Raw genomic sequence first — 26,005 nt, 5'->3', positions numbered from 1 at the left:
CCCGCCGCGCCCTTCGCGCCCCGCGCGCCCGGGCGCGCGCCCGGCCGCTCAGGTGCCGCCGGGGCCGGGGGGCTGCTCGGACCGCGCCGGTGACCAGCGGTCGGGGGTGGCGTACGCGGTCAGCGCGTAGATGGCGACCACGTCGATCGCGATGATCGTCAGCGACCACACCGGGTAGGACGGGACGAAGGACATCTGCGCGAACGCGTTGAGCACCAGGACGGCCACACCGGCCCACCGGGCCCACTGCGTGCGCAGGACCAGGACGCCGTAGGCGGCGCCGAGCTGGGCGACGGCCAGGGCCAGCATCACCCAGCCCCAGGCCAGCAGGTCGCCGAAGACGAAGTGGGCGTTGCCGATGAAGACGTGAGAGCCGGCGATCGCGGAGATGCCGTCCAGGGCGTTCAGGGAGCCCACCAGCACCAGCAGCACGCCGGCGAAGGTCAGCAGCCCGGACCCGAGGTGGTCGGTCGTCGCGGACGCCCCGGCGGACGGAGCGGCGCCGTGCGGAACGGCGGCGGTCATGGTTGCCTCCGTGAGGTGTCGGTCGGCCCGGACGGGCCGGTGCGGCCCCCCCGGGTACCACTGCGCCACGCGGGACCGGCGCCGGGACCACCCGGTGCGGGTGATTCGGTCGCCGGTGCTCCGCTCGCGGGCGGTCCGGTCGCGGGCGGTCCGGTCGCGGGCGGTTCAGTGCCCCACGGCCACCTTGGCGACCACGATGACCAGGCCCAGCAGCAGGTTGACCGCGCCCTCGGCGACGACCTGCCGGGGCGCGGCGCCCGCCCGGCGGGCGCCCAGGCCGGCCCAGCCCACCTGCTGGGCCACCGCGACGCCGAGGGCCGGCCAGGCGTTCTCGCCCGGGTCGAGCCAGGGGCTGAGCAGCACCGCCAGGGCCGGCAGGCCCGCCGCCTCGACGATGGGCCACTCGTGCCGCCCCACCGCCCGCACCTGGCGCCGGGTGACCCGGCGGCCGGCCTCGCGCTGCCCGGCGACGTGCGCGTAGACGTGCGCGGCCCAGAAGACCAGTCCGGTGACCACCAGCAGCAGGATCAGCGAGAGCCGCGGGTGCGGTCCGCCCAGGCTGGAGGCCGCGATCACGGAGGCCGCCAGCATCGAGCCGTAGACGGCTCCGGCGTAGTCGGTCCGCCGCGCGTCCCGGTCCGGGTCCGGGGCCGGTCCGGGCGGACCGGGGAGGTGCCGGCGGGACGCCGGTCCTGGAACGGTCACGGCGGCCTCCTGCATCGTCGCTCTCCTCGCGGGCCGGTCCCCGCCACGGGCCTCGCCACGATCCTCGCCGTTGCGGCGGCCGCCGGCCTCACCTCCCCGGGGTGAGGCGCCCCGGCCGCTCGGATGGCACGCGGCGCCCGGGCCGTACTACCGTCGAGGTGGCGTCTCCCGAGCGGCCCGCAGCGGCGCGCCCGCGGCCCGCCGCTCCGCGCCCGGCCGTGCCCTGCGGCACGGCGGAACCTCCAGGCGGTGGCCCCATGCCGCACACCCGCACAGCACCCGCGAGCCTTCCCAACGGGGACCCGATGCTGGTCACCAGGGTCCGGCCGCCCGGCCCGCCCGCCGCCACCTTCGTGCGGCGCGAACGGCTACTGCGCCGCCTCGACACGGCCGCCACCCGGCCGGTGACCCTGGTCGACGGGCCCGCGGGGGCGGGCAAGACGCTGCTGGTGGCCGACTGGCTGGCCCACGGCCGCCTCCCCGGGCCGGCCGGGTGGCTCACCCTGGAGGAGAGCGACAACCAGCCCGGCACCTTCTGGGCCTACGTCCGCGAGGCGCTGCAGGGCGGCGTGCCGGGGCTGCCCGACGAGGTCGGCGCCCCGGCCCGGGCCGAGCACGTCGAACCGTCCCTGCTGGTCCGCCTCGCCGCGTGGATCAACGACCGGCCCCGCCCGCTGGTGCTGGTGCTGGACGAGTTCGAGCACATCGACAACCCCCGGCTCACCGGGCAGCTGCACGACCTGGTCCGGCACACCGCCGGCCGGCTGCGGCTGGTGCTGGTCGGACGCCGCGAACCGCTGCTGCCGCTGCACCGCTACCGGGCCGCCGGCGAGCTCGCCGAGCTGCACGCCGCGGACCTCGCGCTCAGCCGCGCCGAGGCGGCCGCGCTGCTGGAGCGCCACGGGCTGCACCTGGACGCCTCCACCGTGGACGCGGTGCACCGGGCGGTGTCGGGCTGGGCGGCGGGCCTGCGGCTGCTCGCGCTCGCCGCGCACGACGCCGGCGACCCCGAGGCGTACCTCGGGCGGATCGACGCCGGGCACGCCGCGCTCTCCGACTACCTGCTCGCCGAGGTGCTGCGGACCCAGCCCGCGCCGACCCAGGACCTGCTGCTGCGCTGCAGCATCCTGGGCCGGGTCCACCCGGACCTCGCCGACGCGCTCACCGGCCGCCGCGACGGCCGGCGGATCCTGGAGCGGCTGCACCAGGAGAACGCCTTCACCGAGGCGCTGTCCGACGACTGGTACCGGATGCACCCGATGTTCGCGGGCATCCTGCGTCTGCACCTGCGCGCCGCCGCCCCGGAGCGGGTCGACGAGCTGCGGGTGCGGGCCGCGCGCTGGCTCGCCGGCCACGGGCAGCGCCGGGCCGCACTGGAGCAGGCCGCCGAGGGCGGTGACTGGGCACTGGCCGCCCGGCTGCTGGTCGACCGGCTGGCCCTCGGCGAGCTGGTCGCCGGACACGACGCCACCCGGCTGGGAGACCTGTTCTCCCGGATGCCGCCGACCGAGCACGACCCGGCCGCCGAGCTCGTCCGCGCGGCCGTCCACCTGGGCCGCGAGGAGCCGCACGAGGCGCTGCGGGTGCTGGCGCGGGTGGAACCCCTCCTGGCGCGGGAGCGGACCGCGCTCCCGCTGGCGGCCGCCTTCGTGCGCGCGGAGGCCGGTCGGCTGCTGGGCTCGGCCGCGCTCGCCGAGCAGGCCGCCCGGCGGGCCCACGAGCTGGCGCGCGAGGCACCGGCCGAGCTGCTGGACGAACACCCCGAGCTGCTCGCCCTGGTCGACGCCGGCCTCGGCTCGGCGCTGCTGTGGCAGGGGCGCCTCGACGAGGCCCGGGCGGCGCTGGAGCGCGCGGCGCAGGCGCCGGCCTCGCCCACCACCGCCCGGCTGCGCCACGACGCGCTGTGCCGGCTCGCGCTCATCGACCAGCTGGGCGGCCGGTCCGGGCGGGCCGAGCACCGGGTGCGCGAGGCCGACGAGGAGGCCGACCGTTCCAGCCTTCCGCCCGACAGCCGCACCGAGGTGCGTGACCTGGTGCTGGCCGCGACGGCGCTGGAACGCGACGAGCCGGACGAGGCCCGCCGGGCCCTGCACCGGATGTCGGCCCGGCGTGCGCCCGAGCGCGATCCCGTGGTCGTGCTGGGGAACGCGGTGATCGGGGCCGAGCTGGAGCTGTCCCGGGGCCGGCCCGACGCCGCGCTGCGGCTGCTGGCGGAAGCGGGGGAGCGCGCGCTCGCCGACCGTCCGTCCGACTGGAGCCGCGAGCGCCTCGCCGTCGCCGCCTGCGCCGCGCAGCTGGCGGCCGGCCGGCCGGGGGCGGCGGTGGCGGCCCTGGACGGCGTGCCGACCCGCGCGCCGGACTCGCTCCTGGTCGCGGCCCGGGCCCGGCTGGCCGCCGGACAGGACGAGGCGGGCGCCCTCGACCGGCTGCGCGCGCTGCGCGACGACCCCGCCGTGGGCAGCGCGATCCGCACCCGGGCGCTGCTCCTGCTGGCCCAGGCCGGTGCCGGGGCGGACGGAGCGGACGGGGCGGACGGAGCGGACGGGGCGGACGGCGCCCGGCTGCTGGCCCGGGCCCTCGCCGTCGCCGAGCCGGAGCGGCTGCGCCGGCCGTTCCGCGAGTCCGCCCCCTGGGTGCGGCACCAGCTGCGCCGGCGGCCCCGGCTGGCCCTGGCCCACGCCTGGCTGCCCGGCGACCTGCGCCCGGCCCCGCCCGGCCCGCCACCCCCGGCCGCCCGCCCCTCGCCGGCCGGCCCGGTGCGGACGGCCGAGCCGTCACCGGCCGGACCGCCGCCGCCGGCCGAACCGCTGACGGAGCGGGAACGCGACGTCCTGCGGCACGCGGCGCGGATGCTGTCGACCCAGGAGATCGCCGACGCGCTGTTCCTGTCGCCGAACACCGTGAAGACGCACCTGAAGAGCATCAACCGCAAACTGCTGACGGCCAACCGCCGCGAGGCGGTGCGCACCGCGGCGCGGCTGCACCTGATCGACGGGCCGTGAGCGGCCGGCGCCTCACTCGGGCAGCCGGTGCAGCTCCGTCACCCGCAGCCCCAGCGCCTGGCAGCGGTTCAGCAGGCCGAACAGATGGGCCTCGTCGACGACGTCCCCGTACAACACGGTGTGATCGGGGACGACCCTGCTCTCCAGCTCGGGGAAGCCCTCCCGGCGGGTCGTCTCCTGCAGCACGCCGGACACCCGGATCTCGTAGCGCATGGGGCCGGCTCCCTTCCCTTCGACGGTGGCCTCCAGCCTCGCCGCCCGCCGGGCGCGGCGCATCACCCCCACGAGGTGACCCGCCGGGGCGGGGCGGCCGGCCCCGGCACCCGCCCCCGCGGGTGCTCACCCGCGCGGGGTGATCCCGCGCGCGGGCCGCCGCCCGTACGGTGGCGGCGCAGGCAGTTCCCGCCGTCCAGTTCCCGCCGTCCGCCGAGGGAGCGTCCCCCATGAGTCCCTACCCCCCGATCGCCGAGCACGGCGTCATAGGCGACCTGCAGACCGCCGCCCTGGTCTCCACCGCGGGTGACATCGACTGGTGGTGCGCCCCGCGGTTCGACTCCCCCAGTCTGTTCGCCGCGCTGCTGGACGACGCCAGGGGCGGGCGGTGCCGGCTCGCCGTGGACCGGGAGGCCGTGCCCGACGCCCGGGTGAAGCAGCTCTACCTGGCCGGGACGGCGATCGTGATCACCCGCTTCCTCGCCCCGCAGGGCGTGGCGGAGGTGATCGACTTCATGCTCCCGGACACCTCCGCGAGCCCGTCCGAGCGGCACCGGATCATTCGGGGCGCGCGGGTGGTGCGCGGCCGGGTGCCCTTCGTCCTGGAGTGCCGGCCGCGCTTCGACTACGGCCGCGCCGCCCACCGGCTCGCCCTCCCCGACGAGCACACCGCCCTGCTGAGCTCGCCCGGCCAGGAGCTGTGCGTGCGGACCACCGCCCCGGTGACCCTGCGCGCGGACGGCGAGGACGTGACCGCGCGGTTCACGCTGTCCGCCGGGGAGCTGGCGACGGTGGAGCTGACCACCCTGCCCCCGGGCGGCGAGCCGCCTCCCGCGCCGAGCGAGCAGGAGGCCCTCGCCGCCTTCGAGGCCTGCCGGGCGTTCTGGTACGGCTGGCTGAAGTCCTCGAACTACCAGGGCCGTTGGCGGCAGATCGTGGACCGGTCGGCGATCACCCTGAAGCTGCTCAGCTACCGGCCGACCGGGGCGCTGATCGCCGCCGCGACCATGGGCCTGCCGGAGCAGGTCGGCGGCGAGCGCAACTGGGACTACCGCTACACCTGGATCCGCGACGCCTCGCTCTCCGTCCACACCCTGATCGGACTCGGCTTCCGCGAGGAGGCGCAGGCGTTCCGCCGCTGGGTGCGCGAGCGGGTCGAGGCCGCGGGCGCCGGGGGCGAACGCCTGCAGATCATGTACCGCGTCGACGGCGATCCGCACCTGAGCGAGGAGACGCTCGACCACTGGGAGGGCTATCTGGGCTCGTTCCCGGTGCGGGCCGGCAACGCCGCCGCCGACCAGCTCCAGCTCGACATCTACGGCGAGGCCGCCTACGCGTTCGCCGCCGGGGACGGCAGCATGGGGGCGCTGCGCGGGTGGGACGCGTTCCGCCGGCTCGTGGACTGGCTGACCGAGCACTGGGACCGCGCCGACGAGGGGGTCTGGGAGACCCGCGGCGGGCGTCAGGACTTCACCTTCAGCCGGGTGATGTGCTGGGTCGCCTTCGACCGCGCGGTGCGGATGGCCCGCACCCACGCCCGCCCCGCGGACCTGGACCGCTGGAGCTCGGTGCGCGACGACGTGCTGCGCCAGGTCGTGCAGCGCGGCTGGAGCCCGGAGCGCGGAGCTTTCGTCCAGCACTACGACACCGAGGTCCTGGACGCCTCGCTGCTGCTGATGCCCAAGGTCGGCTTCCTGTCCCCCGACGACCCGGACTGGCTGTCCACCCTGGACGCGATGGACCGGGAACTGGTCTGCGACAGCCTGGTCTACCGCTACGACCCGGCCGCCTCCCCCGACGGGCTGAGCGGCACCGAGGGCACCTTCAACCTCTGCTCCTTCCTCTACGTCGAGGCCCTCGCCCGGGCCGGCCGGGTCGAGCAGGCCCGCTACGCCTTCGACAAGATGCTCACCTACGCCAACCACGTCGGCCTGTTCGCCGAGGAGATCGGCCCCTCCGGCGAGCAACTGGGCAACTTCCCGCAGGCGTTCACGCACCTCGCGCTCATCGACGCGGCGCTCGCCCTGGACGAGGAGCTCGACCGGCGGGGCGACGCCTGACGCCGGGCCCGGCCCGGTCCAGGTCCGCGGTCCGCGAAAGGAGCCCGGCCATGGCCTCACCCACCCGCCCGGCGCGGCCCCGCCGGAACCTGCTGCCGTTCGCGGGCGTCGCGATGATCCTGCTGGCCCTGTTCAACGGGTGGGACGCGATGGCCGCGCTGATCGACTCGCCCGTCGTCACCGGCACCGACCGCTACGTCTTCGGCGACCTGCACAGCCTCGGCTGGGCGGTGCTCGCGCTGGCCGTCGCCCAGGGGCTGGCCGGCATCATGCTGCTCACCGGGGACCTTCCCCCCCGCTGGTTCCCGGCGACGGTGCTCTGCGCCAACGTCTTCGTGCAGTTCGTCTTCCTGGCGAGCTACCCCGCCTGGTCACTCATGATCATCGCCATCGACGTGGCCGCGCTCTACGCGGTGCTCACCGCGCCCGACGGACGGAGCCGGGAATGACCACCGGACCTGCTCACCCCACCACGGCCGCCCGGCGCGTGCTCGCTCCGCTGGCCCTCGCCCAGTTCATCTGCAGCTTCGCCGGCTCCAGCATGAACGTGATGATCAACGACATCAGCGAGGACCTCGACACCAGCGTCCAGGGCGTCCAGGTGGCGATCACGGTCTTCCTGCTGGTGATGGCCGCCCTGATGATCCCCGGCGGCAAGCTCACCGACCGCTGGGGCCGCAAACGCTGTCTGATGCTCGGTCTGGCCGTCTACGGCGTCGGCGCGGTGCTCAGCGCGGCCGCCCCCGGGCTCGGCGTGCTGATCCTCGGCAACTCGGTGCTGGAGGGCGTCGGCACCGCCCTGCTGATCCCGCCGGTCTACATCCTGACCACGCTGCTGTTCACCGGGACCGCCGCCCGGGCCCGCGCGTTCGGCACCATCATGGCGCTCGGCGGGATCGGCGCGGCCGCCGGTCCGCTGATCGGCGGCCTGCTCACCACGGCGATCGACTGGCGCGCCAACTTCGGCTTCCAGACCGTGGTGGTGGCCGTGATCCTGTTCCTCACCCGCACCCTGGAGGACCCGCTGCCCGCCGACCCCGCGCGGTCCTTCGACATCGTGGGCGCGGTGCTGTCGGCGGCCGGTCTGGTCCTGCTGGTGACCGGCATCCTGGCCGCCGACAACAACACCTGGCTGATGATCGCCCTGCTGGCCGCCGGCGCCGCCGTGCTGACCGCCTTCTTCGGCTGGATCCGGCGGCTGGAGCGGGCGGGCCGGGAACCACTGCTGGCCACCAGCCTGTTCCACAACCGGGTCTCCAACCTCGGCCTGGTCACCCAGAACGCCCAGTGGCTCGTCCTGATGGGCGTCTCCTTCACCGTCGGCGCCTACCTCCAGGTCGTCCGCGGCTACAGCGCGATCGCCACCGGCGGTGTCTTCACCGCCGCCACCCTGGGGCTGCTGGCCTCCTCGCTCGCCGCCGAGGGCCTGGCGAAGCGGCGCGCCCAGCGCACCCTGATCGTCACCGGCTTCGCCACCACCACGGCCGGCATCGTCGTGCTGCTCCTGCTGGTGCGCTCCTTCGGCGGCGCCTGGCCCTTCACGCCCGGTCTGCTGCTGATCGGGCTCGGCCTCGGCCTGATGCTGACCCCGTCGGTCAACGTGGTGCAGTCCGCCTTCCCCGACAGTCGGCAGGGCGAGATCTCCGGCCTGTCCCGCAGTATCTCCAACCTCGGCTCCTCACTGGGCACCGCCGTCGCGGGCACCATCCTGGTCTCCGAGCTCTCCCGCAACGGCTACGCGGCGGCGATGATCGCGCTCGCCGCCATCGGCGTGCTCGGCCTCGGCGCGGCGCTGTTCCTGCCGCACGACCGCCCGCCGGGCGGCACCGGGGAGGCCCGGTCCGCCCCCGGGCGGTGAGCGGCTCCCACCGCCCGGGGCACGGCGCCGGCGCACCGGTCGGGCCGGACCGAGTCGGGCCGGACCGGGTCACGCCCGACCGGTTCCCGGCGGGGCGCTGCCGACGGCGCTCAGCGGGGTCGCCAGGGACTCCAGGCTGCGGCGCTCCGCGCGGACGCCGAGCCGGGCCTCCACCAGGCCGGCCAGCGTCATCAGCGCGGCGCCGATGCAGAACGCCAGGGTGGTGTCGGAGACCTCGCCCGTGCTCACCAGCCCGTTGAACAGCAGCGGGCCGCTGATGCCCCCGGCCGCCGTGCCGACGGCGTAGAAGAAGGCGATGCACAGCGCCCTGGTCTCCAGCGGGAAGATCTCGCTGACCGTCAGGTAGGCCGAACTCGCGCCCGCCGAGGCGAGGAAGAGCACCGCCGTCCAGCAGGCCGTCATGGTGACGGCGGACAACGCCCCCTGCTGGAAGAGCGCGGCGGTGGCGAACAGCAGCACGCCGGAGCCGAGGTAGGTGCCGGCGATCATCGGCTTGCGGCCGACCGAGTCGAAGAGGTGACCGAGCAGCAGCGGGCCGAGGAAGTTGCCGAGCGCGATCACCGCGAAGTAGTAGCCGGTGTCGCCCTCGGGAACGTCGAAGAAGGTGGTCAGGATGACGGCGTAGCCGAAGGTCACCGCGTTGTAGAGGAACGCCTGGCCGATGAACAGGGCCAGGCCCAGGACGGTGCGGCGCGGGTAGCGGGTGACCACGGTGCGGGCGATGGTGAAGAAGCCGAGCGGGCCGCGTTCGCGGATCAGCATCGGCTCGCCGGTGACCGGCGGCAGCGCGGAGCCGGTCCGCTCCTCGGTGATCCGCTCGGCCTCGGCCACCACCGCCTCGGCCTCGTCGGCGCGCCCGTGCGTCACCAGCCAGCGCGGGCTCTCCGGGACGTGGCGGCGCACCAGGAGGATCACCAGGCCGAGCACCACGCCGATGCCGAAGGCCAGCCGCCATCCGGTGCCGGTGGCGAACAGCGCGGTGTCGAGCAGCGCGATGGAGGCGAAGGCGCCGACGGCCGCGCCGATCCAGAAGCTGCCGTTGATGATCAGGTCGATCCGTCCGCGCACCCGGGCGGGGATCAGTTCGTCGATCGCGGAATTGATCGCCGCGTACTCGCCGCCGATGCCGAAGCCGGTGAAGAACCGGCAGACGAAGAAGAACCAGGCGCTCCAGGAGAACGCGGTGACGGCGGTCGCCGCGAGGTAGACCGCCAGCGTCAGCATGAAGAGCTTCTTGCGGCCCAGCCGGTCGGTGAGCCAGCCGAAGAACAGCGCCCCGCTGCACGCGCCCGCCACGTACACGGCGGCCGCGACGGTGGTCACCTGGGCGGTGGAGATGCCGATGCCGCTGCCCGGTTCGGCGAGCCTGGCCGCCATGTTGCCGACGATCGTGACCTCCAGGCCGTCCAGGATCCAGACGGTGCCCAGGCCGATGACTATCCGCCAGTGCCAGGCGGACCACGGCAGACGGTCCAGACGGGCCGGGATCGTGCTCTCCACGGCGCCGCCGCCCGGTCCGGCCTTCGCCTCCGGCCCCCGGTCCGCCGTTCTCGTCCGTTCCCCCACTGCTGTCTCCTCCGCGCTCGCCGGTCATGGACGCCCCGGCGTGTGCCCGGTCCTGCGACGGGCATGCCGACGGTCGCGGGGGCCGGGACGGCGGCGGTTCTGCCGACTCTATTGACGAAATGTCCAACAGTGGCGATTCTCGTCAACACCGAGTGCGCCGGACCTGACGACCGGCCAGGGTGCGGTGCCGCGCCACGGACGGGACGTCGGCCGCGCCGTCCGCCCGTCCGGAACTGGGGTGCCCATGACCCGAATCCCCCACGCACGCCTGCGCTTCGCCACCCTGCTCGCCGCGCTGCTCGCCCTGGTCGCCGCCGCCCTCGCCGCCCCGGCGCGCGGGGCCGGCGGCACGAACTGGTGGGACCCGGTCGCCCGGCCCGCGCCCGACGCCGGGATCGGCGTCACGGGCGAGCCGTTCACCGGCACCGACGACCGGGGCCGGGTCCGCGGCTTCGTCGACGCGCACGACCACATTCTGGCTAACGAGGCCTTCGGCGGCCGCCTCATCTGCGGCAAGGCCTTCTCCGAGGCGGGCGTCGCGGACGCCCTCAAGGACTGCCCCGAGCACTACCCCGACGGCACGCTCGCCGTCTTCGACATGATCACCAAGGGCGGCGACGGCCGGCACGACCCGGTCGGCTGGCCGACCTTCGCCGACTGGCCCGCCCATGACTCGCTGACCCACCAGCAGAACTACTACGCCTGGGTGGAGCGCGCCTGGCGCGGCGGCGAGCGGGTGCTCGTCAACGACCTGGTCACCAACGGGGTGATCTGCTCGGTCTACTTCTTCAAGGACCGCAGCTGCGACGAGATGACCTCGATCCGCCTCCAGGCGAAGCTGAGCCACGACATGCAGGCCTACGTCGACCGGATGTACGGCGGCCCGGGCAAGGGCTGGTTCCGGATCGTCACCGACAGCGCGCAGGCCCGGGAGGTCGTCCGGCAGGGCAAGCTGGCCGTGGTGCTCGGGGTGGAGACCTCGGAGCCGTTCGGCTGCAAGCAGGTGCTGGACGTCGCCCAGTGCAGCCGGGCCGACATCGACCGCGGCCTCGACGAGCTGTACGGGCTCGGGGTGCGCAGCATGTTCCTGTGCCACAAGCTCGACAACGCGCTGTGCGGCGTGCGGTTCGACGAGGGCACGCTGGGCGCGGCGATCAACGCGGGCCAGTTCCTGTCGACCGGCACGTTCTGGCAGACCGAGCAGTGCACCGGCCCGCAGCACGACAATCCGATCGGACTGGCGCCCGCCCCGGCCTCCGTGCAGAGCCAGCTGCCCCCGGGGGTGACGCTGCCCGCCTACGCGTCGGACGCCCAGTGCAACACCCGGGGCCTCAGCGAACTCGGCGAGTACGCGCTGCGCGGGATGATGCGGCGCGGCATGATGCTGGAGCTCGACCACATGAGCGTCAAGGCGGCGGGGCGGGCGCTGGACGTCCTGGAGTCCGAGGCGTACCCGGGCGTCCTCTCCTCGCACAGCTGGATGGACCTCGGCTGGACGGAGCGCGTCTACCGGCTCGGCGGTTTCGTCGCCCAGTACATGAACGGCGCGGAGGCGTTCAGCGCGGAGGCGCGGCGCACCGACGCGCTGCGCGACAAGTACGGCGTCGGCTACGGCTACGGCACCGACATGAACGGGGTGGGCGGCTGGCCCGGTCCGCGCGGGGCCGGCACCGCGAACCCGGTGCGCTACCCGTTCCGCACCGCCGACGGCGGCTCCGTGGTCGAGCGTGCCACCGCCGGCAGCCGCACCTGGGACGTCAACACCGACGGCGCCGCGCACTACGGTCTGGTGCCGGACTGGCTGGAGGACATCCGGCTGGTCGGCGGGCAGGGCGTGATCGACGACCTGTTCCGGGGCGCGGAGTCCTACCTGACCACCTGGGGCGCCTCCGAGCGGTACCGGTCCGAGGTGAACCTCGCGGGGGGCGCCACCGCCGCCGCGAGCTCGGCCGAGTGGAACCCGTTCACCGACTTCGGGGCCGCCCGGGCGGTCGACGGCAACGCCTCCAGCCGCTGGGCCAGCGACTGGAGCGACGACCAGTGGCTGCGGATCGACCTGCCCGCCACCACCCTGGTCGGCCGGGTCACCCTGGACTGGGAGCGCGCCCACGCCCGGGCGTACCGGATCGAGGTGTCCACCGACGGGACCACCTGGCGCACGGTCTGGTCCACCGCCACCGGCGACGGCGGGCTGGACACCGCGCGCTTCCCCGCCGTCCCGGCCCGCCAGGTGCGGATCCACGGCGAGCAGCGCGGCACCGGGTGGGGGTACTCGCTGTACGAGGTGGGTGTCTACCGGGGCTGACGGGGACCGGGGGGACGGGCGGCGGGACGGGCCGGGGGCGCTCCCCCGGCCCGTCCGTCCGCCCGGCCCGGTGCCTCAGTCGTGGAGCGTCACGCCGGGCAGGGGCCGGCCGGCGGCGTCGAACAACGCGGTGCCGCACTCGCAGGACTCGTCGGCCAGGGTCTCCTCCGGCGGCAGTTCCCAGACCAGCATCTGCGCGCACTGCGGGCAGTCCAGGCTGACCAGGGTCGTTCCGGATTCCGCGCCCCAGGCCCGGACCGGGAGGCCCTCGTGGGTCAGCCCGGCCGGCTCCCGCTCGCCGGTCAGCGCGACCAGCAGCTCGTAGGCGTCGGTGCCGCTGTCCCGCACCAGGAGGGTGCAGCCGAGGCCGGCCAGCACACCGGAGAGGTGGTCGAGCCGGCGGACCGGGAGGTCGCCGCGGCGCAGCGTCGGATCGGCCTCGGCCGCCCGGCGGACGGCATCGGTGTCGATGCCGGCCGGCTCCACCCCGAAGGCCCGCACCCGGGCGGCCACGAAGTCCTCCAGCCCGCCCGGTTCCTCCTCGCCCGTCCAGTCCATCGTGAACATCACGCTGTCGACCGCGGTCCCCCGGGCCCGCTCGTCGGGGGTCAGGACCAGTTCTCCGAGCTGCGTCATGGAGATCACGCTATCAACTGCCGGGCGGCGGGCCGTCGGCTACCGTGACGGGCATGACGAACACCGGGACCGAGGTCACCGCGGAACTGGTCCGGGAGCTGTTGCGCGAGCAGCACCCCGACCTGGCCGGCCTGCCGGTGCGGTTCGGCGCGCGGGGCTGGGACAACCAACTGTGGCGGCTCGGCGAGGACCTGGCCGTCAGGCTGCCCTGGGCGACGGAGGCCGCGGACACGCTGCTGCGCAAGGAGCACGCCTGGATTCCCGTCCTGGCACCGGGGCTCCCGCTGCCGGTCCCCGTTCCCCAGCGCCTCGGCGAGCCCTCCGCGCGGTTCCCGCGACCGTGGACCGTCACCACCTGGGTCGCGGGAACGCCCGCCGACCGCGCCCCCGTCACCCGCGCCGCCGAGGCGGCCGACACCCTGGCGGCGTTCCTGAGCGCCCTTCACCGGCCCGCGCCCGACGGCGCACCCGCCGGCCGTGGCCGCGGCGGGCCACTGGCCGACCACGCGGAGGGGTTCGCCCGGGCACTGGCCGCGGCCACCGGGTCCGGGCTGGTCCCCGACCCGGACGCCCTGCGCGCGGTCTGGGCGGACGCCGTCGCCGCGCCCGGCCGGACCGGCCCGCCGCTGTGGCTGCACGGCGACCTGCACCCGGCCAACGTTCTCACCTCGGACGGGACCGTCTGCGGTGTGGTCGACTTCGGCGACCTCTGCGCGGGCGATCCGGCCTGCGACCTCGCCGCCGCCTGGACACTGCTGCCGGACGGCGCCGCCGACCGCCTCCTCGACGCCTACCGGCCGGCCGCGGACCCGGCCACCCGGCGCCGGGCCCGTGGCTGGGCGGTGCTGAAGGCCCTCGCCTGCGCCCTCATCGGGGAGGCGGGCGTCCACGGCCGCCCGGGCGGCAAGCCGAGCTGGGGCCCGCCCGCGCAGGCCGCACTGCGCCGCCTCACCGCGCCGGGCCGGCCCTGCCGGTAGGAGTCCGGGATCGCGGAGTTCCCGGCGTTGCCGCCGCCCCCGTCCGTCCCGTCGACCGGTCCGGGGATGGCGGTCGGGTCAGAGGATCTGGATGGAGGCGACCCGGGGAGGCTGGTTGGGGAAGGTGATGTCGTGCCAGCGCTCGATCTTCACCGAGTCGCCGTTGACGTCGTAGTAGATCAGGTCGTTGTTGCCCGTGTAGATCCGGTCGACCCACCACCCTTCGAAGTCGGTGCGGCCGGCGTTCGCGTAGCAGTCGACGCTCTGGCGGCCGTCGAGGTGCGACCAGATCTTGAGGAAGCTCTCCCCGCCGACGCACTCGACGTGGTCGATGGCGTAGGCCGTGCCGCCCGGCACGCCGAGGGTCAGCGCGGCGGCGGCCGCGAACGCCACGACCGCGGAACAGGCGGCCCGCAGGCCTTTCTGGATCATGGGTGCTCCTTCTCCGGGGGAGGGCCCGCGCCTGTCGGGGCGGCGGGCCGGGGACCGGGGCCCAAGCTAGCGATCCGCCGTCCCCCGTCCGGCCGCAACACTCCGGAGACGAACCGTACGACCGGAGTATCACTCGATCGTGGCGCCCGCCCCGGATTCCCGGTGACCGCTCACCCTGACGCGTGGTGATGGAGCGTCATCCCGACCCGTTCGTCCTCGCCCCGGGCGGAACAGGACGGGCTGTGCGAGGGTGGGCGCGGCCGGGCCCGCGCGCTGACCGAAGGGGCCGGTAGGGTGCCGGGATGACCGGATCCCCGCTGCCTCCGCTGCTGTTCCTCGACGTGGACGGACCGCTCATCCCGTTCGGCGGCAAGGGCCCGTATCCGGCGTACGGGGCGGCGGCCGGCGGGAACCCGCTGCTCGCCAGGATCGATCCCGGGCACGGACCGCGCCTGGCCGCGCTGCCGTGCGAAGCCGTCTGGGCGACGACCTGGATGGACGACGCGAACACCTGCATCGCTCCGCTGCTCGGACTGCCGCCCCTGCCCGTCATGGACCGGCCGGTGCCCGAGGACGCCGACGCGGTGGAGGAGGGGGACGGCCTGCACTGGAAGACCCGCGGCCTCGTCGCGTGGGCGGGTGGGCGGCCGTTCGCCTGGGTCGACGACGAGATCACCGGTGCCGACCGGGCGTGGGTCGCCGTGCACCATCCGGGGCCGGCGCTGCTGCACCGGGTCGATCCGCGGGTCGGGCTGACCGACGGCGACTACGCCGTGCTCGACGCCTGGCTGCGGCACCCGCGCTGACGGTGCGCAGGCCCCGCGCGCGGTCGGGGGCGTCCGGCAGGTGAACGGCCGGGGCCGTCCCGCCGACGCCCGGACCAACGCTGTCCCCGCCCGGTGCGGCAGGGACTCAAGGAGGCGCGGGCCCGGCCGGAAGGGCGGTTTCCGGTCAGGGCCCCGGCGGGACGGCGCGGGCGGGGTGGGGCGGGTGGTGCCGGTGCGGCGGCGGGCGGGGCGGCCGGGGCGGGAGGCACCCGGAGGGGCGGCTTCCGCCCGTCGCGCGAAGGGCCGGGCGGCGCGTACCGCAGACCTGTGCCGCCGCCCGGCGCGCCCCTACGATGTGAGCGCCGTCGGGCCTGACCCCCGACCCCGTCACTGCCGGCCGACGCCGGGTAGCGCCGGTCCCCTCCCTGAGGGACCGGTCGTCCCGTCGGCCGCCGTCCGCCGGCTCACCCCGGCACGGGCGGAACAGCAGGGCGGGCACCACCGCGCAGGCCGCCCGTGATTCCTCACACCCAAGGGGTATGCCCATGCACGCCGGCACCGCCGTACCACCGGTCAGACCCGTTCCCGCCGACCGCGCGTTCCGCGCCGTCCGCGCCCTGCTGCTCGTCCTCGCCGTGCTGGCCGCCCTGGTGGGCGTCAGCCTCCCGGCGGCCGGCCCGGCGCACGCCGCCGTGCCCGACCGCTGGGGCTTCGCGTACCTCGACAACCCGACCCCGCCGCCGGGCTACGTCCCCGACACCAGCCGCCAGTGGGGCAGCTGGCCGTCCCCGGCCGCCAACCCGGTGACGGTGGACCAGGTCGGCGCCGGGTCCTACGTCGTGCACTTCCCGCTGATCGCCGGCCCCGGCGGCATCGCGCACGTGACGGCCGTCGGCCGCACCGGCAGCTGGTGCCAGGTCAGGGGCTGGTCGACGGTGGGCACCGGCCAGGACGTCGCGGTCGGCTGCTACCGGCCGGGCGGCGCCCCCGAGAACACCCGGTTCACCGTCCTCTACACGACCAGCAGCGGGGTGCCGGCCCCGGCCGTGGGCGGCTACGGCTACGTCTACTCGAACACCACCGGCGCGGTGATCACCCAGTACAACTCGACCGGCGGCACCAACGCGGTCGGCTACGGCGGCACCGGCATCTGGAAGGTCTGGCTGCCCGGCCTGGGCCAGGCGACGCCCGCCGGCAACCTGGAGGTCACCGCCGTCGACGCGGTCAACGGCGCGCGCTGCAAGGTCGGCGAGTGGTCGCCCTCCACGAGCGGCCAGACCGTCCTGGTGAACTGCTACAACGCCGCCAACGTCCCGTACGACACCCGCTGGACGCTGAGCTACTCGGAGAAGCGGGCCGTGCACGGGCCGGCGCTGCCGCCCAAGTCCTACGGCTACCTGTGGTTCAACGGCGGCGTGCCGGCCACCACCAACTTCAACTCCTCCGGCCCGCCCAACACCCTGGGCGGGTCCGTCCCCTACACCGTCAACCTGCCGAACATCGCCGTGCCCGCGGACACCGCGCAGGTCACCGCCTTCGGCCCCGGCCCGGACTACTGCGGCCTGGCCACGCCCTGGGCCCGCAGCTCCGGCACGGTGAACCTCAACCCGCTCTGCTTCAACGGCTCCGGTTCGCCGGTCCCGTCCCGCTTCTTCACCGCGTACACCTCGGCGTTCTGATCCGTCTTCTGATCCGTGGTCCGATCGGCCGACGGCCGGGCCCGGGCGCCGCGCGCGCCCGGGCCCGGTCGCGGTCGGTCCCGGTCGGTCGCGGTCGGTCGCGGTCGGTCGCGGTCGGTCGCCGGCCGATGGGGTCGCGAGCCGGGTTGGTCCGGATGCCGTCATGGGGGTGCGGCGGGCCGGTCCCGAGTCCACGTTGTGGAGATGGACATCGTCGTCGTACTGGAACCTGACACACCGACCAACATCCGCCTCCTCGGCGCCGACCACCGGCCCGCCGAGCCCGACATCCCGGTGCGCCGCGCGCACTCCGCCCCCACCGAGGCCTCCGGCGCCTGCGGCCCGCGCACCCTGTGCGGCCTGGACACCTCGGACATGACCCTCGCTCCGCACCGGCCCGTCCACCCCGAACGGCCGCAGTCCCGGGAGCACTGGCACACCTGCAGCACCTGCCGCAACGCCGGGGAGCACCTCACCCCCGACACCCTTCCGGGGGAAGGCGCGGTCCCGTGAACCACCGGACCGGACGGCACGATCCCGGACCGCAGGCCCGGGGAGCGCGGCGGTGGGGCCGGGCCGCACGCCGTAGGCTGACCGGATGACGACCGACCGCACGACCCTGCTCGCCCCGGTGGTCCTGGCCGGGCTCCTGCTCGGCACGGCCGCCTGCTCCTCCGCCGGCGGTACGGACGGCCCGTCCGCCGGCGGGAAGCTCTCCTTCGCCACCCTGAAGTCGGCGGTCCGGGACCTCGGTCCGGACCCGGCGTGCCCGTTCGGCCTGGACCTGGCCGGGGCGCTGAGGGCCGCCGGGATCGAACGCGCCGTCACCCCGGCCGCCGGCCCCGACCGGGCGGTGCGGGCGGAGGTCGTGCCGCCCGAGGAGGCCCGGCCACTGCCCTCCGGCCCCGCCTCCGGTCCGGCGACGGCGCCGGCGCGGCCCGAGAGCGTCCAGGTCTGGTGCTCCTACACCGCCGGGACGACCCCGGTGGAGATCGGTGTGCTCGCCGCCCCGGCGGAGCGGATCGCCGTCAACCTGGCCCTGCCCTACATCCAGCGGGCCGGTGGCCTCACGCCCGATCAGCTCGTCACCGTCTCCGCCGACCAGCCCGCCCCCGGCCGGGCGACCACCGCCCCCGGCCGCGGGTCGGTCGCCGTCGCCCGGCTCCCCGTCGCGGACCGCGGCGACCTCGCCCTGCTGGTCAGCCAGGGCACCGGAGCCGCCTCCCCCGACGCGGCGCTGACCGGGGAGCCGCTGCGCACGGTGGCCGAGCGGCTCGCCGCCCAGCTGCACCTCTGACCCGCGCCGCCACGACCGGCCCGGCCACCGCCGGGCCGGCCCGGGGAGCCGGCGCCGACGCACCCGGCGCCGGCGCACCCGGCCCCGACGCACCGGTGGAGCACCCGCCCGGCGCCGGCCGCGCTCCCCGACCCGCCGCCGGCCTCGGCGAGGTCGCCGTGCTGCCCCCGCCCCGGCGCCGCGGCCTGCTGCGCGGCCTGGCCGGCACCCACCTGCGCACCTCGCGGGCCGCCGGAGCCGCCCTCGCCGTGCCGCACCCCGGCGAGGGCGGGATCCACGGCCGCACGCATCACCCCGCTCCCCCTCCCGTGGTGCCCGAGCGGCGCTGCGCGGGCACGGTCGAGGCCCGGTCGTGCTGCAGGGCCCGCAGGTCGGCGAACATCCCCGGTTCGGCGGCCAGGCGCTCGAAGGTCCCCTCCTGGATCACCCGGCCGCGGTCGAGCACCACGATCCGGTGCGCCACCCTGGTGTTCTCCAGGTTGTGGGTGACCAGCACCGTCGCGCAGTCCCGGGCGACGTCCGCGAGACCGGTGAAGATCCGGTGCTCGGCCCTCGGATCCATGGCGCTGGTCGGCTCGTCGAGGATCAGCAGCGTGCCGGACCCGGCCCGGTGGAAGGCGGCCGCGGTGACCACCCGCTGCCACTGGCCCTCGCTGATCTCGGCGCCGCCCCAGAACTCCTTGGCCAGCAGGGTGTCCAGGCCGTGCTCCAGCTCGGCGATCACCTCGTCCGCTCCGGTGGCGGCCGCCGCCTCCAGCACGGCGCCGTCGCCGGGTTCGCGCGGCTGGCCGAGGGTGATGTTCTGCCGTGCGGTGAGCGGCCAGTGCGCGAAGTCCTGCTGCACCAGCGCCGTCTGGCGCCACAGCAGGTCGGGGTCGAGGTCCCGGGTGGCGACGCCGTCCCAGGTCACCGTCCCGGCGTCGGGCAGGGTCAGGCCGCACAGCAGCTTCATCAGGGTGGACTTCGCCGCCCCGTTGACACCGACCACGGCGACGATCTCGCCCCTGCGGACCCGGAAGTCCACGCCCTTGAGGGCCGCCCGGTCCGATCCCGGGTAGCTGAAGGTGACGCCGCGGGCCTCGATCACCGCCGTACCGGGCGGCGGGGCGAGCGTGCCGCGGTCCAGCCGCTGGGCGCGGGCCATCGCGATGAACTTCTGCCAGTCCCCCACGTACAGGCCGGTGCGGTGGACGGCGGCGCTGTAGTTGGCGGCGGAGTGCAGGTCGGAGGCGGCCGAGCGCAGCGCGATCACCGCCGTGCCGGCCGACGCCAGGGTGACCCGGCCGTCCGCGAGGAGCCAGGCGAGGCCTCCCCAGACCAGGCACGCCCCCGCACCGGACGCCACCGCTCCGTAGAGGCCGAGGAGGGCGCCGCGGCGGGCGGCGGTGTCGCTCGCGTCGGTGACCTTGGCGACCGCCCGCCGGTGGATCCGCAGCAGGAACGGCGCGACGGTGTTCGAGCGGACCTCCGCGGCCAGCCGGCGGTCGCACAGGAACCAGCGCAGCACGTTGGCCGCCCGGGTCGCGCCGAAGGTGGACATCATCGCCCGGTAGAAGGCGTTGGCCGCCGCCGTGCGCGCCAGCGCCTGCGGGATCACCGCGAGGACGAGCAGCGGGAGCAGCACGGGGTGGACGGTGGCGATCACGATCCCGGCCGCGGCGAGGCCGGCGGTGTGGCCGATCACGTCGCGTGCCTGGGAGAGCAGGTCGCGGGTGGCGCCGGCACCGCGGTCGCCGGCGTCCCAGGCCGCCTGGAAGCTGGGGTTGTCGTAGGCGACGAGTTCGGCGCGGGTCGCGGCGTCGATCAGCTCCAGCTCGGCGGCCCGGGCGACCTTCGGCCCGATCCGCTCGGCGGCCCACTCGCCGGCGATGCGCAGCAGGGCGGAGGTCCCGGACATGGCGGCGAGGAACGCCACGGAGGGGACCGAGCGGGCCAGGCGGTCGGCGAAGGAGTCGGTGCCGGCCACCAGGTGGGTGATCATGCCGGTGGTCGCCAGCAGGCCGAAGGCCTGGGCGGCTGCGGAGGCGGCGGCGCAGCCGAGCAGGACGGCGAGGGCGGGGCGGTCGGCCCGGCGGCCGAGGCGCAGCGACAGGGCGAGGAGCCGGGGCAACGCGCGGGCGGTGGCGCGCAGGGTGGTCTTGGTGCCGTCGATGATCTCGGCGTCGCTGCCGGGCGGCTGCCACTCCATCATCACGGAGTCGTCGGCACCGTCGGCTGCGCCGGCCTTCCCGGTGGTGGGGGTCGGGGAGCTCATCCGGCCGCCTCCCGGCACCCGCGGACCGGCCGCCGGGCGGCTGGTCCGGGAGGCGGGCAGCTGGGGGAACTCGGCTTTCCGGTCGAGGACTTGGCTGTCCTCCAGGGGGCTCTCATGGCGACGGATCCTGCCCCGTCGCCCGCGGCCGTTCAACCTCGGCGGTTCCGGGCGAGCCTGGCGCGAACAGCCCGTTTTCGATTCCGGGCCGGGGCGGCGGAGCCGTTCCCGCAAGCGGCTACCGGGGCAGTTCCTCCAGGACGGCGCGGGCCGCGTTGTGTCCCGGGATCCCGCTGACGCCGCCGCCCCGGAGCGCTCCCGCGCCGCAGAGCAGGACGTTCGGGTGCGCGGTCGCCACGCCCCAGCGCGCGGCGGCGCCCTCCGGCTCCCCGGTCGCGAACGGGAACGCGAGGTCGCGGTGGAAGATGTGACCGCCCGGCAGGCCGAGCTCCCGCTCCAGGTCGAGCGGGGTCTTCGCCTCCAGGCAGGGCCGCCCGTCGGCGTCGGGGGCCAGGCATCCGGCGAGCGGCTCGGCGAGCACCTCGTCGAGCCGGGCGAGGGTCGCCGCCAGGGCGTGCTCCTTGGCGGCCGGGTCGGCGAACAGCCGGGCGGGCAGGTGCAGGCCGAACAGGGTGAGGGTCTGCCACCCCTGCCGGACGGCCTCCGGGCCGAGGACGGAGGGGTCGGTGAGGGAGTGGCAGTAGATCTCGGACGGCGGCGCGGAGGGGATCCGGCCGGCCGCCGCCTCGGTGTAGGCGGTCTCCAGCTGCCGGTAGCCCTCGGCGATGTGGAAGGTGCCGGCGAAGGCCTCGCGCGGGTCGGCGGCGGGGTCGCGCAGCCGCGGCAGCCGGCGCAGCACCATGTTGACCTTCAGCTGGGCGCCCTCCGGCGCGGGCCCGGGTTCCTCGCCCAGCAGCCGGGCCAGGGTGGCGGGGGCGGCGTTCACCAGGACCCGCCGGGCCGCCGCCACCGCCTCGCCGTCACGGTGACGGTAGGTCACCTCGGCCTCGCCGGTGCCGGTGCCGTCGGTGGCGAGGGCGGTGACCTCGCAGCCGGTGCGCAGCTCGGCCCCGGCCGCCCGGGCCGCCGCCACGAGGGCGTCGGTCACCGCGCCCATGCCGCCGACCGGGACGTCCCAGTCGCCGGTGCCGTTGCCGATCACGTGGTAGAGGAAGCAGCGGTTCTGGCGCAGCGACGGGTCGTGGGCGTGGGTGAAGGTGCCGATCAGCGCGTCGGTGAGCACCACGCCGCGCACCAGGTCGTCGGCGAAGGACTGCTCGACGGTCTCGCCCAGCGGCCGTTCGAACAGGGCCGTCCAGGCCGCGTCGTCGCCGACCCGCCGGCGCAGTTCGGCGCGGCCGGGCAGCGGTTCGGTGAGGGTCGGGAAGACCCGCTCGGCGACGGTGGCGGTCATCGCGTAGAAGCGCCGCCAGGCCTCCCATGCGCGGTCGTCGCCGGTCAGCGCCCGGAACGACTCCCGGGTGCGGCCGGCGTCGGCCGCGTCGACCAGCAGTCCGGTGGGCCGCCCGTCGCGGACGGTGGGGGTGTAGGAGGCGATCCGGCGCCGCCGCAGCTCCAGGCGCAGCCCGAGCTCCCGCACCACCGTCCGCGGCAGCAGGCTCACCAGGTAGGAGTAGCGCGAGAGCCGGGCGTCCACGCCGGTGAACGCCGGGGCCGACACCGCCGCGCCGCCGAGCACCGGGAGCCGTTCGAGGAGCAGCACCCGGTGGCCGGCGCGGGCGAGGTAGGCCGCCGCCACCAGTCCGTTGTGGCCGCCGCCGACGATCACGACGTCGTGCCGGGAGGACGAGTTCGCCATGGTCGGCACGGTACGCCACCGGGGCGGGCCGGGGAACAGGGCGGCGGCCGGGCGGGTCAGTCCCCCGCGGGGAGAACGGCGGGGGGCTCCCCGGGGACGTCCGCGGCGAGGCGGACGGTGACGCTGTGCTCGGCGCGGACCAGCCGCAGCATCGGGCAGCGGGCGTCCGCGGTGGCCAGCAGCTCCGCCAGGTCCTTCGGCTCCGCCGGACCGCGCAGTTCGACCTCCGCCGTCAGGTCGTAGGGCACGGCGGGCGCGTCGGTCGGCACGCCGAAGAACCGGGCGTCGTTGTTGCGGGCGCCGACCCGGACCTCGACCCGGTCCAGCGGGACGTCCGCCAGTGCCGCGACGCACAGGATGGTGTGGGTCAGGCAGGTGCTGACGACCGCGCAGAACAGTTCCGGCGAGGACGGGCCGAGGCCGAACCCGCCGATGTCGGGCCCGCCGTCGCCGATGAGGGACCAGTCCCCCACCCTGACCTTGCGGACCCCGGTGGCGTCGTCGGCCACGCAGACTGCGCCGACCTCCTCCTCCCAGTCCGCGCCGTCCGGCCGCCGCCGGGCGGCGTCGCGCATGGCCGCGCCCTTGTCGCGCAGGTGTTCGGCCAGTCCGGGCCGCCGTGCCGCTGGTGTGTGCGTCATGGCCCGTAGCGTACGGGCCGGGGCGGCCTCAGGAACCGGCGGTGGCCGCTTCCAGGGTGGTCGCCATGACCGGGCTGGTGAAGGTGTTCGTCGCGGCGCCCGTGGAGAGGTGGTAGGAGCCCCACTTGAGGTAGTTGCGGTCGCCGTCCCAGGTGGTGCCGGTGAAGGTGCCGGAGCCGGTGGTGAAGGTCTGCTTGACGCCGTCGAACCAGAAGTCGATGGTGCCGTCGGTGCGGCCCAGCCGGATCTTCAGCGCGTAGGAGTGCCACTGGTTGTTGGCGGTCGGCGCGGTCCACAGCGTGTGCGCGACGTGGTCGGTGTCCCACTCCTGGAGGCGGATGCGCCCGGTCGTCGCGTCGATCTCGATCGGGTGGTTGGCCGTGCCGGTGCTGGGCGAGCACTTCAGCTGGAAGACGTACCGGCTGTTGGTGTCCTTGATGTCCACCTTGGACGACCAGCCGAGGTAGAAGGTGTCGCCCTCCGTGAGGTCGGGGCCCAGCGTCTCGCAGCGCTCCTCGCCGGCGGCCTGGTGGGCGCGCCACACCGTGCCCTTGGCGGGGTCGGTGACGACACCGAAGCCGCCCTGGGCGCACTGGACGGCGGCGAAGGAGGACGGGCCCGTGGCGGTGCTCGGGCTCCACAGGACGGTGCCGGTCTCGGCGGCGGAGCTGCCGGCGGTGGCCCAGCCGCAGGAGAGCGCGAGCGCGGTGGCGGCGACGGCGCCGACGGTGGTCCTGCGGTGACGGGACGGAAGGGACATGCTTCTCCCGGTGGGTGAGTGGCCGCGACGGACGGGGAAGGCGATTCGACCACCCCCGGTCCGGGCGGGCCAAGCGGAACGGCCGGAGAAGGCCCTTTCGGGCACCTCTCCGGCCGCCGGGGCACCGGGGGGGTGGTGGGGCGCTAGCGGGTGCCGTCCTCGGAGCCGGTGTCGTAGGAGGAGGTGCCCTCGTCCAGCAGCGGTTCCTGCGTCCTGAGGTGCGCCGGGGACGGCGCCCGCAGCACGTGGTAGCCGGTGATGACGACCAGGGTGCCCAGCGCGATGCCGCTGAGGCTGAAGGTGTCGGTGAACTTCAGGGTGACGTTGCCGATGCCGATGATGATGCCCGCGGCGGCCGGCACCAGGTTCAGCGGGTTGCGCAGGTCCACCCCGGACCTGGTCCAGCTCTGCGCACCGAGCAGGCCGATCATGCCGTAGCGGATGACGGTGATGCCGCCAGCACCCCGCCGGGGATCGCGGCGACGACGGCGCCGGACTTCGGGCAGATGCCGAAGAGCAGGCCGAGGAAGATCGCCACCCGCGACCAGAAGCCGCGCAGACAGACCACGGCCGGACCGGTGAAGAGCATCACCAGCAGGGCTGGATGATCCGCGCCCCGAACCGCTGGACCGCCACGCCCACCCAGGAACAGCGCCACGCCCACCACGAACACCGCACCGGTGACCGTCGCACTGGTGCCGCCCTGGGCCCGGATCACCACGGCCACGCCGACGAAGGAGAGCGAGCAGCCGAGGTAGCTGGGCACCCGGCCGCGGGTCGCGAGCAGGAAGATGACGGTCGCGACGCCGGACATCATGATCGCCAGGTTGGGGTCGAGCCCCATCAGCACCGGCGCCACGAACGTAGCGCCAGCGCACGCATGACGAGCCTGAGCAGCTGCTATGCCGCCGGTGACCGGCGTCAAGCCCGGTCGGCCGGGGCAGTCAGACGAGATCGAGGAGAAGCCATCCCCGCGCATGCGGGGCCGACGGGCTGGTCGTGCTCAACTGCGGGCGCTTCGCGGAGCAATCCCCGCGCGTGCGGGGCCGACGGCAAGGTCGGCCCCAAGTCTTGGCCCAAGAAGGAGCAATCCCCGCGCGTGCGGGGCCGACACGAACAGGTGATCCGCGTCGGGGGCGATCCGGGAGCAATCCCCGCGCGTGCGGGGCCGACACTTCGTGACCTGCGGGTTTATCGGCGGGATCGGGCTGAGAGAATCAGTCCGTCGAAGTCGACGGGCTTCCAGCGGTCCTTACCCGCGGTGCGGACGGTCCAGCCTTGTTCGTTGGTGGCGGGTTCGACGAGGACGGCTTGGCCGTCGCCGATGCGGGTGGCGAGGAGGTCCCAGAGACGGTCGCGGATGCGGCGGCTGGGGGTGCCGACGAACACGCCGGCGTTGACCTCGACCATCCAGCGGGTGAGGTGACCACGGAGGCCTTCGGGAGCAGCGATGAGGATGATGACGGTCATGGGCTGCTCGTGTCCTGGGTGAACTCCGGGCCGATGATGGCGAGGTGTTCGTCGCCCATTCCCGGGTCGGAGGCCTTCGGCGCTGGCTCGTCTTCGGTTCCGGACCAGTTGACGCCGCCCTGGACCGTGCCGACGCGTTCGTCCCAGAGCTCGTTGACCTCCACGTCGGGCATGTCGGTTCCCTCCGGGCTGAGGAGGGTCTTGACGTCGTGGACGATGCGGCCGAGCAGCCTGTCCTGGGCGATGCGGTCCCGCAGACCGAGGCGGGCGTCGCGTTCCTCGGTGTGGCCCTGCTGGGCGAGGTCGAAGGCGAGGGGAATGGTGTACTCGGCCTTGTAGAGATCGGCGATGTCGAGGACGAACGAGGTGGCCAGCCCGGTGTGGACAAAGCCGAGGCCGGGACTGGCACCGAGGCCGGTGATGACGGCGTGGCAGATGCCGTAGAGCGCGGCATTGGCCGCCGACAGCAGGCGGTTCAGGTCGTCGCCCGCGGCGTGGGCGTCGCCGGCCTTGTAGACGCGGCCGTTCCAGGGCACGCCGGTGCGGTGCGCCTCGGCCTGGTACAGCTTGCGGATGCGGGCGCCCTCGCGGCCACGCAGCTGCTGCATGGTGGCCGCGCTCACGTCCTCGCCCGGGAACCGCATGCGGTACATGGCCCGGGCGACGGCGAGGCGTTCCTTGGTGCGGCTGACCAGCCAGGCCTGCCGGTTGAGGAGCGCGGCTCCGCGGCTGGGGCCGAGCCCTGCCGCGTACATGCGCACGCCCTGTTCGCCGACCCAGCACACCGTGGTGCCGGAGTCGGCGAGGAGGTTGACGGCGCCGTGGGTGATCCGGGTGCCGGGGCCGAGGAGCAGGACGGCCACCATGGCCGCGGGGACACGGACGGTCTCGCGTTTGTTGATGACGACGACGGCGTTCTCGTCACGGTCGATGTGACTGCGCTCGACGTAGACGCTGGAAACGCGGTCGGCGAGGCGGTGCAGGTCGTGGGGGTGGGCTTTCCACCAGATGTCGGCCACCG

General features: G+C 75.2%; 22 protein-coding genes, 1 pseudogene and 1 CRISPR repeat array. Of the genes and pseudogenes, 10 read left to right on the top strand and 13 right to left on the bottom strand.

From position 1 onward, the window contains the following. Positions 1-48: 48 nt before the first annotated feature. Both ACF1AK_RS04680 and ACF1AK_RS04675 read right to left on the bottom strand, forming a co-directional pair. Positions 49-525, bottom strand: coding sequence for a hypothetical protein (locus ACF1AK_RS04680; protein ID WP_391497284.1), 477 nt, complete (start codon positions 523-525; stop codon positions 49-51). A gap of 165 nt (positions 526-690) precedes the next feature. Continuing rightward, positions 691-1,230, bottom strand: a complete 540-nt coding sequence (locus tag ACF1AK_RS04675; RefSeq protein WP_391497283.1) for a hypothetical protein — start codon at positions 1,228-1,230, stop codon at positions 691-693. A 257-nt stretch (positions 1,231-1,487) separates the two neighbouring features. Between ACF1AK_RS04675 and ACF1AK_RS04670 the strand changes: the two genes are divergently transcribed. Continuing rightward, a complete protein-coding gene (locus tag ACF1AK_RS04670; RefSeq protein ID WP_391497282.1) occupies positions 1,488-4,232 on the top strand; it encodes a LuxR C-terminal-related transcriptional regulator in 2,745 nt (914 codons plus the stop codon). 12 nt (positions 4,233-4,244) lie between these two features. Here ACF1AK_RS04670 and ACF1AK_RS04665 read toward each other — a convergent pair whose 3' ends face one another. Beyond that, positions 4,245-4,445 carry a hypothetical protein gene (locus ACF1AK_RS04665; protein ID WP_355363385.1) on the bottom strand — a complete coding sequence of 67 codons (201 nt, stop codon included), beginning with the start codon at positions 4,443-4,445 and terminating at the stop codon, positions 4,245-4,247. A 230-nt stretch (positions 4,446-4,675) separates the two neighbouring features. On the opposite strand from ACF1AK_RS04665, the gene ACF1AK_RS04660 reads away from it, so the two are divergent. Genes ACF1AK_RS04660 through ACF1AK_RS04650 form a run of 3 tightly spaced genes read left to right on the top strand, consistent with a single transcriptional unit; the run spans position 4,676 to position 8,363 of the window. After that, complete coding sequence (locus tag ACF1AK_RS04660) at positions 4,676-6,505, top strand: glycoside hydrolase family 15 protein (protein ID WP_391497281.1); 1,830 nt, start codon at positions 4,676-4,678, stop codon at positions 6,503-6,505. A 50-nt stretch (positions 6,506-6,555) separates the two neighbouring features. Beyond that, entirely contained in the window at positions 6,556-6,954 is a 399-nt protein-coding gene (locus ACF1AK_RS04655; RefSeq protein ID WP_391497280.1) for a hypothetical protein, read from the top strand. Further along, on the top strand, positions 6,951-8,363 hold the full coding sequence (locus ACF1AK_RS04650; RefSeq protein WP_391497279.1) for an MFS transporter: 1,413 nt from the start codon (positions 6,951-6,953) through the stop codon (positions 8,361-8,363). Before ACF1AK_RS04655 ends, ACF1AK_RS04650 begins: the two co-directional genes overlap by 4 nt. A 69-nt stretch (positions 8,364-8,432) precedes the next feature. Here ACF1AK_RS04650 and ACF1AK_RS04645 read toward each other — a convergent pair whose 3' ends face one another. Beyond that, complete coding sequence (locus tag ACF1AK_RS04645; RefSeq protein WP_391497278.1) at positions 8,433-9,950, bottom strand: MFS transporter; 1,518 nt, start codon at positions 9,948-9,950, stop codon at positions 8,433-8,435. A 244-nt stretch (positions 9,951-10,194) separates the two neighbouring features. Here ACF1AK_RS04645 and ACF1AK_RS04640 point away from each other — a divergent pair, with 244 nt between their 5' ends. Beyond that, complete coding sequence (locus tag ACF1AK_RS04640) at positions 10,195-12,255, top strand: discoidin domain-containing protein (protein ID WP_391497277.1); 2,061 nt, start codon at positions 10,195-10,197, stop codon at positions 12,253-12,255. Between the two features lie 75 nt (positions 12,256-12,330). On the opposite strand, the gene ACF1AK_RS04635 is transcribed toward ACF1AK_RS04640, so the two are convergent. Beyond that, a complete protein-coding gene (locus tag ACF1AK_RS04635; protein WP_391497276.1) occupies positions 12,331-12,891 on the bottom strand; it encodes a hypothetical protein in 561 nt (186 codons plus the stop codon). Between the two features lie 53 nt (positions 12,892-12,944). Here ACF1AK_RS04635 and ACF1AK_RS04630 point away from each other — a divergent pair, with 53 nt between their 5' ends. Then, positions 12,945-13,868, top strand: a complete 924-nt coding sequence (locus tag ACF1AK_RS04630) for an aminoglycoside phosphotransferase family protein (RefSeq protein WP_391497275.1) — start codon at positions 12,945-12,947, stop codon at positions 13,866-13,868. 78 nt (positions 13,869-13,946) lie between these two features. Here ACF1AK_RS04630 and ACF1AK_RS04625 read toward each other — a convergent pair whose 3' ends face one another. Continuing rightward, on the bottom strand, positions 13,947-14,300 hold the full coding sequence (locus ACF1AK_RS04625) for a beta/gamma crystallin domain-containing protein (protein ID WP_391497274.1): 354 nt from the start codon (positions 14,298-14,300) through the stop codon (positions 13,947-13,949). A gap of 302 nt (positions 14,301-14,602) precedes the next feature. Here ACF1AK_RS04625 and ACF1AK_RS04620 point away from each other — a divergent pair, with 302 nt between their 5' ends. From ACF1AK_RS04620 to ACF1AK_RS04605, 4 genes are all read left to right on the top strand, one after another. After that, positions 14,603-15,106 carry a hypothetical protein gene (locus tag ACF1AK_RS04620; RefSeq protein WP_391497273.1) on the top strand — a complete coding sequence of 168 codons (504 nt, stop codon included), beginning with the start codon at positions 14,603-14,605 and terminating at the stop codon, positions 15,104-15,106. A 506-nt stretch (positions 15,107-15,612) separates the two neighbouring features. After that, on the top strand, positions 15,613-16,746 hold the full coding sequence (locus ACF1AK_RS04615; RefSeq protein ID WP_391497272.1) for a hypothetical protein: 1,134 nt from the start codon (positions 15,613-15,615) through the stop codon (positions 16,744-16,746). Between the two features lie 204 nt (positions 16,747-16,950). Next, positions 16,951-17,259, top strand: coding sequence for a hypothetical protein (locus ACF1AK_RS04610; RefSeq protein WP_391497271.1), 309 nt, complete (start codon positions 16,951-16,953; stop codon positions 17,257-17,259). Positions 17,260-17,344: 85 nt separating this feature from the next. After that, positions 17,345-18,043 carry a hypothetical protein gene (locus ACF1AK_RS04605; protein WP_391497270.1) on the top strand — a complete coding sequence of 233 codons (699 nt, stop codon included), beginning with the start codon at positions 17,345-17,347 and terminating at the stop codon, positions 18,041-18,043. A 289-nt stretch (positions 18,044-18,332) separates the two neighbouring features. Here the strand turns inward: ACF1AK_RS04605 and ACF1AK_RS04600 are convergent, their stop codons facing one another. The 7 genes and pseudogenes from ACF1AK_RS04600 to cas1e all read right to left on the bottom strand — a co-directional run bounded on the left by ACF1AK_RS04600 (position 18,333) and on the right by cas1e (position 26,003). After that, complete coding sequence (locus tag ACF1AK_RS04600) at positions 18,333-20,297, bottom strand: ATP-binding cassette domain-containing protein (protein WP_391497269.1); 1,965 nt, start codon at positions 20,295-20,297, stop codon at positions 18,333-18,335. A 235-nt stretch (positions 20,298-20,532) separates the two neighbouring features. Beyond that, positions 20,533-22,113: a phytoene desaturase family protein gene (locus ACF1AK_RS04595; protein WP_391497268.1), complete on the bottom strand. Its 1,581-nt coding sequence runs from the start codon at positions 22,111-22,113 to the stop codon at positions 20,533-20,535. A 56-nt stretch (positions 22,114-22,169) separates the two neighbouring features. After that, positions 22,170-22,754, bottom strand: coding sequence for an OsmC family protein (locus ACF1AK_RS04590; protein ID WP_391497267.1), 585 nt, complete (start codon positions 22,752-22,754; stop codon positions 22,170-22,172). Positions 22,755-22,782: 28 nt separating this feature from the next. Next, complete coding sequence (locus tag ACF1AK_RS04585) at positions 22,783-23,514, bottom strand: hypothetical protein (RefSeq protein WP_391497266.1); 732 nt, start codon at positions 23,512-23,514, stop codon at positions 22,783-22,785. Positions 23,515-23,657: 143 nt separating this feature from the next. Further along, positions 23,658-24,469 (bottom strand): annotated as a pseudogene (locus tag ACF1AK_RS04580) (solute carrier family 23 protein). A gap of 6 nt (positions 24,470-24,475) precedes the next feature. After that, positions 24,476-24,687: direct repeats of the CRISPR family, unit length 29 nt; unit sequence GGAGCAATCCCCGCGCGTGCGGGGCCGAC. 18 nt (positions 24,688-24,705) lie between these two features. Beyond that, positions 24,706-24,984 carry a type I-E CRISPR-associated endoribonuclease Cas2e gene (gene cas2e, locus ACF1AK_RS04575; RefSeq protein ID WP_331744407.1) on the bottom strand — a complete coding sequence of 93 codons (279 nt, stop codon included), beginning with the start codon at positions 24,982-24,984 and terminating at the stop codon, positions 24,706-24,708. Next, complete coding sequence (gene cas1e, locus ACF1AK_RS04570) at positions 24,981-26,003, bottom strand: type I-E CRISPR-associated endonuclease Cas1e (RefSeq protein ID WP_391497265.1); 1,023 nt, start codon at positions 26,001-26,003, stop codon at positions 24,981-24,983. Before cas1e ends, cas2e begins: the two co-directional genes overlap by 4 nt. Positions 26,004-26,005: the final 2 nt, after the last annotated feature.

Source organism: Kitasatospora sp. NPDC015120, from assembly GCF_043080305.1.
In the GTDB taxonomy this organism is placed as follows: domain Bacteria; phylum Actinomycetota; class Actinomycetes; order Streptomycetales; family Streptomycetaceae; genus Kitasatospora.
Note: the sequence above shows the minus strand (reverse complement) of the source record. Positions and strands in the feature narration are given on the sequence as shown.

Excerpts from the sequence above, each read along its gene's own strand:
- ACF1AK_RS04680 (WP_391497284.1), bottom strand. The coding sequence starts at position 525 with ATGACCGCCGCCGTTCCGCACGGCGCCGCTCCGTCCGCCGGGGCGTCC.
- ACF1AK_RS04670 (WP_391497282.1), top strand. The coding sequence starts at position 1,488 with ATGCCGCACACCCGCACAGCACCCGCGAGCCTTCCCAACGGGGACCCG.
- ACF1AK_RS04665 (WP_355363385.1), bottom strand. The coding sequence starts at position 4,445 with ATGCGCTACGAGATCCGGGTGTCCGGCGTGCTGCAGGAGACGACCCGC.
- ACF1AK_RS04660 (WP_391497281.1), top strand. The coding sequence starts at position 4,676 with ATGAGTCCCTACCCCCCGATCGCCGAGCACGGCGTCATAGGCGACCTG.
- ACF1AK_RS04655 (WP_391497280.1), top strand. The coding sequence starts at position 6,556 with ATGGCCTCACCCACCCGCCCGGCGCGGCCCCGCCGGAACCTGCTGCCG.
- ACF1AK_RS04650 (WP_391497279.1), top strand. The coding sequence starts at position 6,951 with ATGACCACCGGACCTGCTCACCCCACCACGGCCGCCCGGCGCGTGCTC.
- ACF1AK_RS04640 (WP_391497277.1), top strand. The coding sequence starts at position 10,195 with ATGACCCGAATCCCCCACGCACGCCTGCGCTTCGCCACCCTGCTCGCC.
- ACF1AK_RS04635 (WP_391497276.1), bottom strand. The coding sequence starts at position 12,891 with ATGACGCAGCTCGGAGAACTGGTCCTGACCCCCGACGAGCGGGCCCGG.
- ACF1AK_RS04630 (WP_391497275.1), top strand. The coding sequence starts at position 12,945 with ATGACGAACACCGGGACCGAGGTCACCGCGGAACTGGTCCGGGAGCTG.
- ACF1AK_RS04625 (WP_391497274.1), bottom strand. The coding sequence starts at position 14,300 with ATGATCCAGAAAGGCCTGCGGGCCGCCTGTTCCGCGGTCGTGGCGTTC.
- ACF1AK_RS04620 (WP_391497273.1), top strand. The coding sequence starts at position 14,603 with ATGACCGGATCCCCGCTGCCTCCGCTGCTGTTCCTCGACGTGGACGGA.
- ACF1AK_RS04615 (WP_391497272.1), top strand. The coding sequence starts at position 15,613 with ATGCACGCCGGCACCGCCGTACCACCGGTCAGACCCGTTCCCGCCGAC.
- ACF1AK_RS04610 (WP_391497271.1), top strand. The coding sequence starts at position 16,951 with ATGGACATCGTCGTCGTACTGGAACCTGACACACCGACCAACATCCGC.
- ACF1AK_RS04605 (WP_391497270.1), top strand. The coding sequence starts at position 17,345 with ATGACGACCGACCGCACGACCCTGCTCGCCCCGGTGGTCCTGGCCGGG.
- ACF1AK_RS04600 (WP_391497269.1), bottom strand. The coding sequence starts at position 20,297 with ATGAGCTCCCCGACCCCCACCACCGGGAAGGCCGGCGCAGCCGACGGT.
- ACF1AK_RS04595 (WP_391497268.1), bottom strand. The coding sequence starts at position 22,113 with ATGGCGAACTCGTCCTCCCGGCACGACGTCGTGATCGTCGGCGGCGGC.
- ACF1AK_RS04590 (WP_391497267.1), bottom strand. The coding sequence starts at position 22,754 with ATGACGCACACACCAGCGGCACGGCGGCCCGGACTGGCCGAACACCTG.
- ACF1AK_RS04585 (WP_391497266.1), bottom strand. The coding sequence starts at position 23,514 with ATGTCCCTTCCGTCCCGTCACCGCAGGACCACCGTCGGCGCCGTCGCC.
- cas2e (WP_331744407.1), bottom strand. The coding sequence starts at position 24,984 with ATGACCGTCATCATCCTCATCGCTGCTCCCGAAGGCCTCCGTGGTCAC.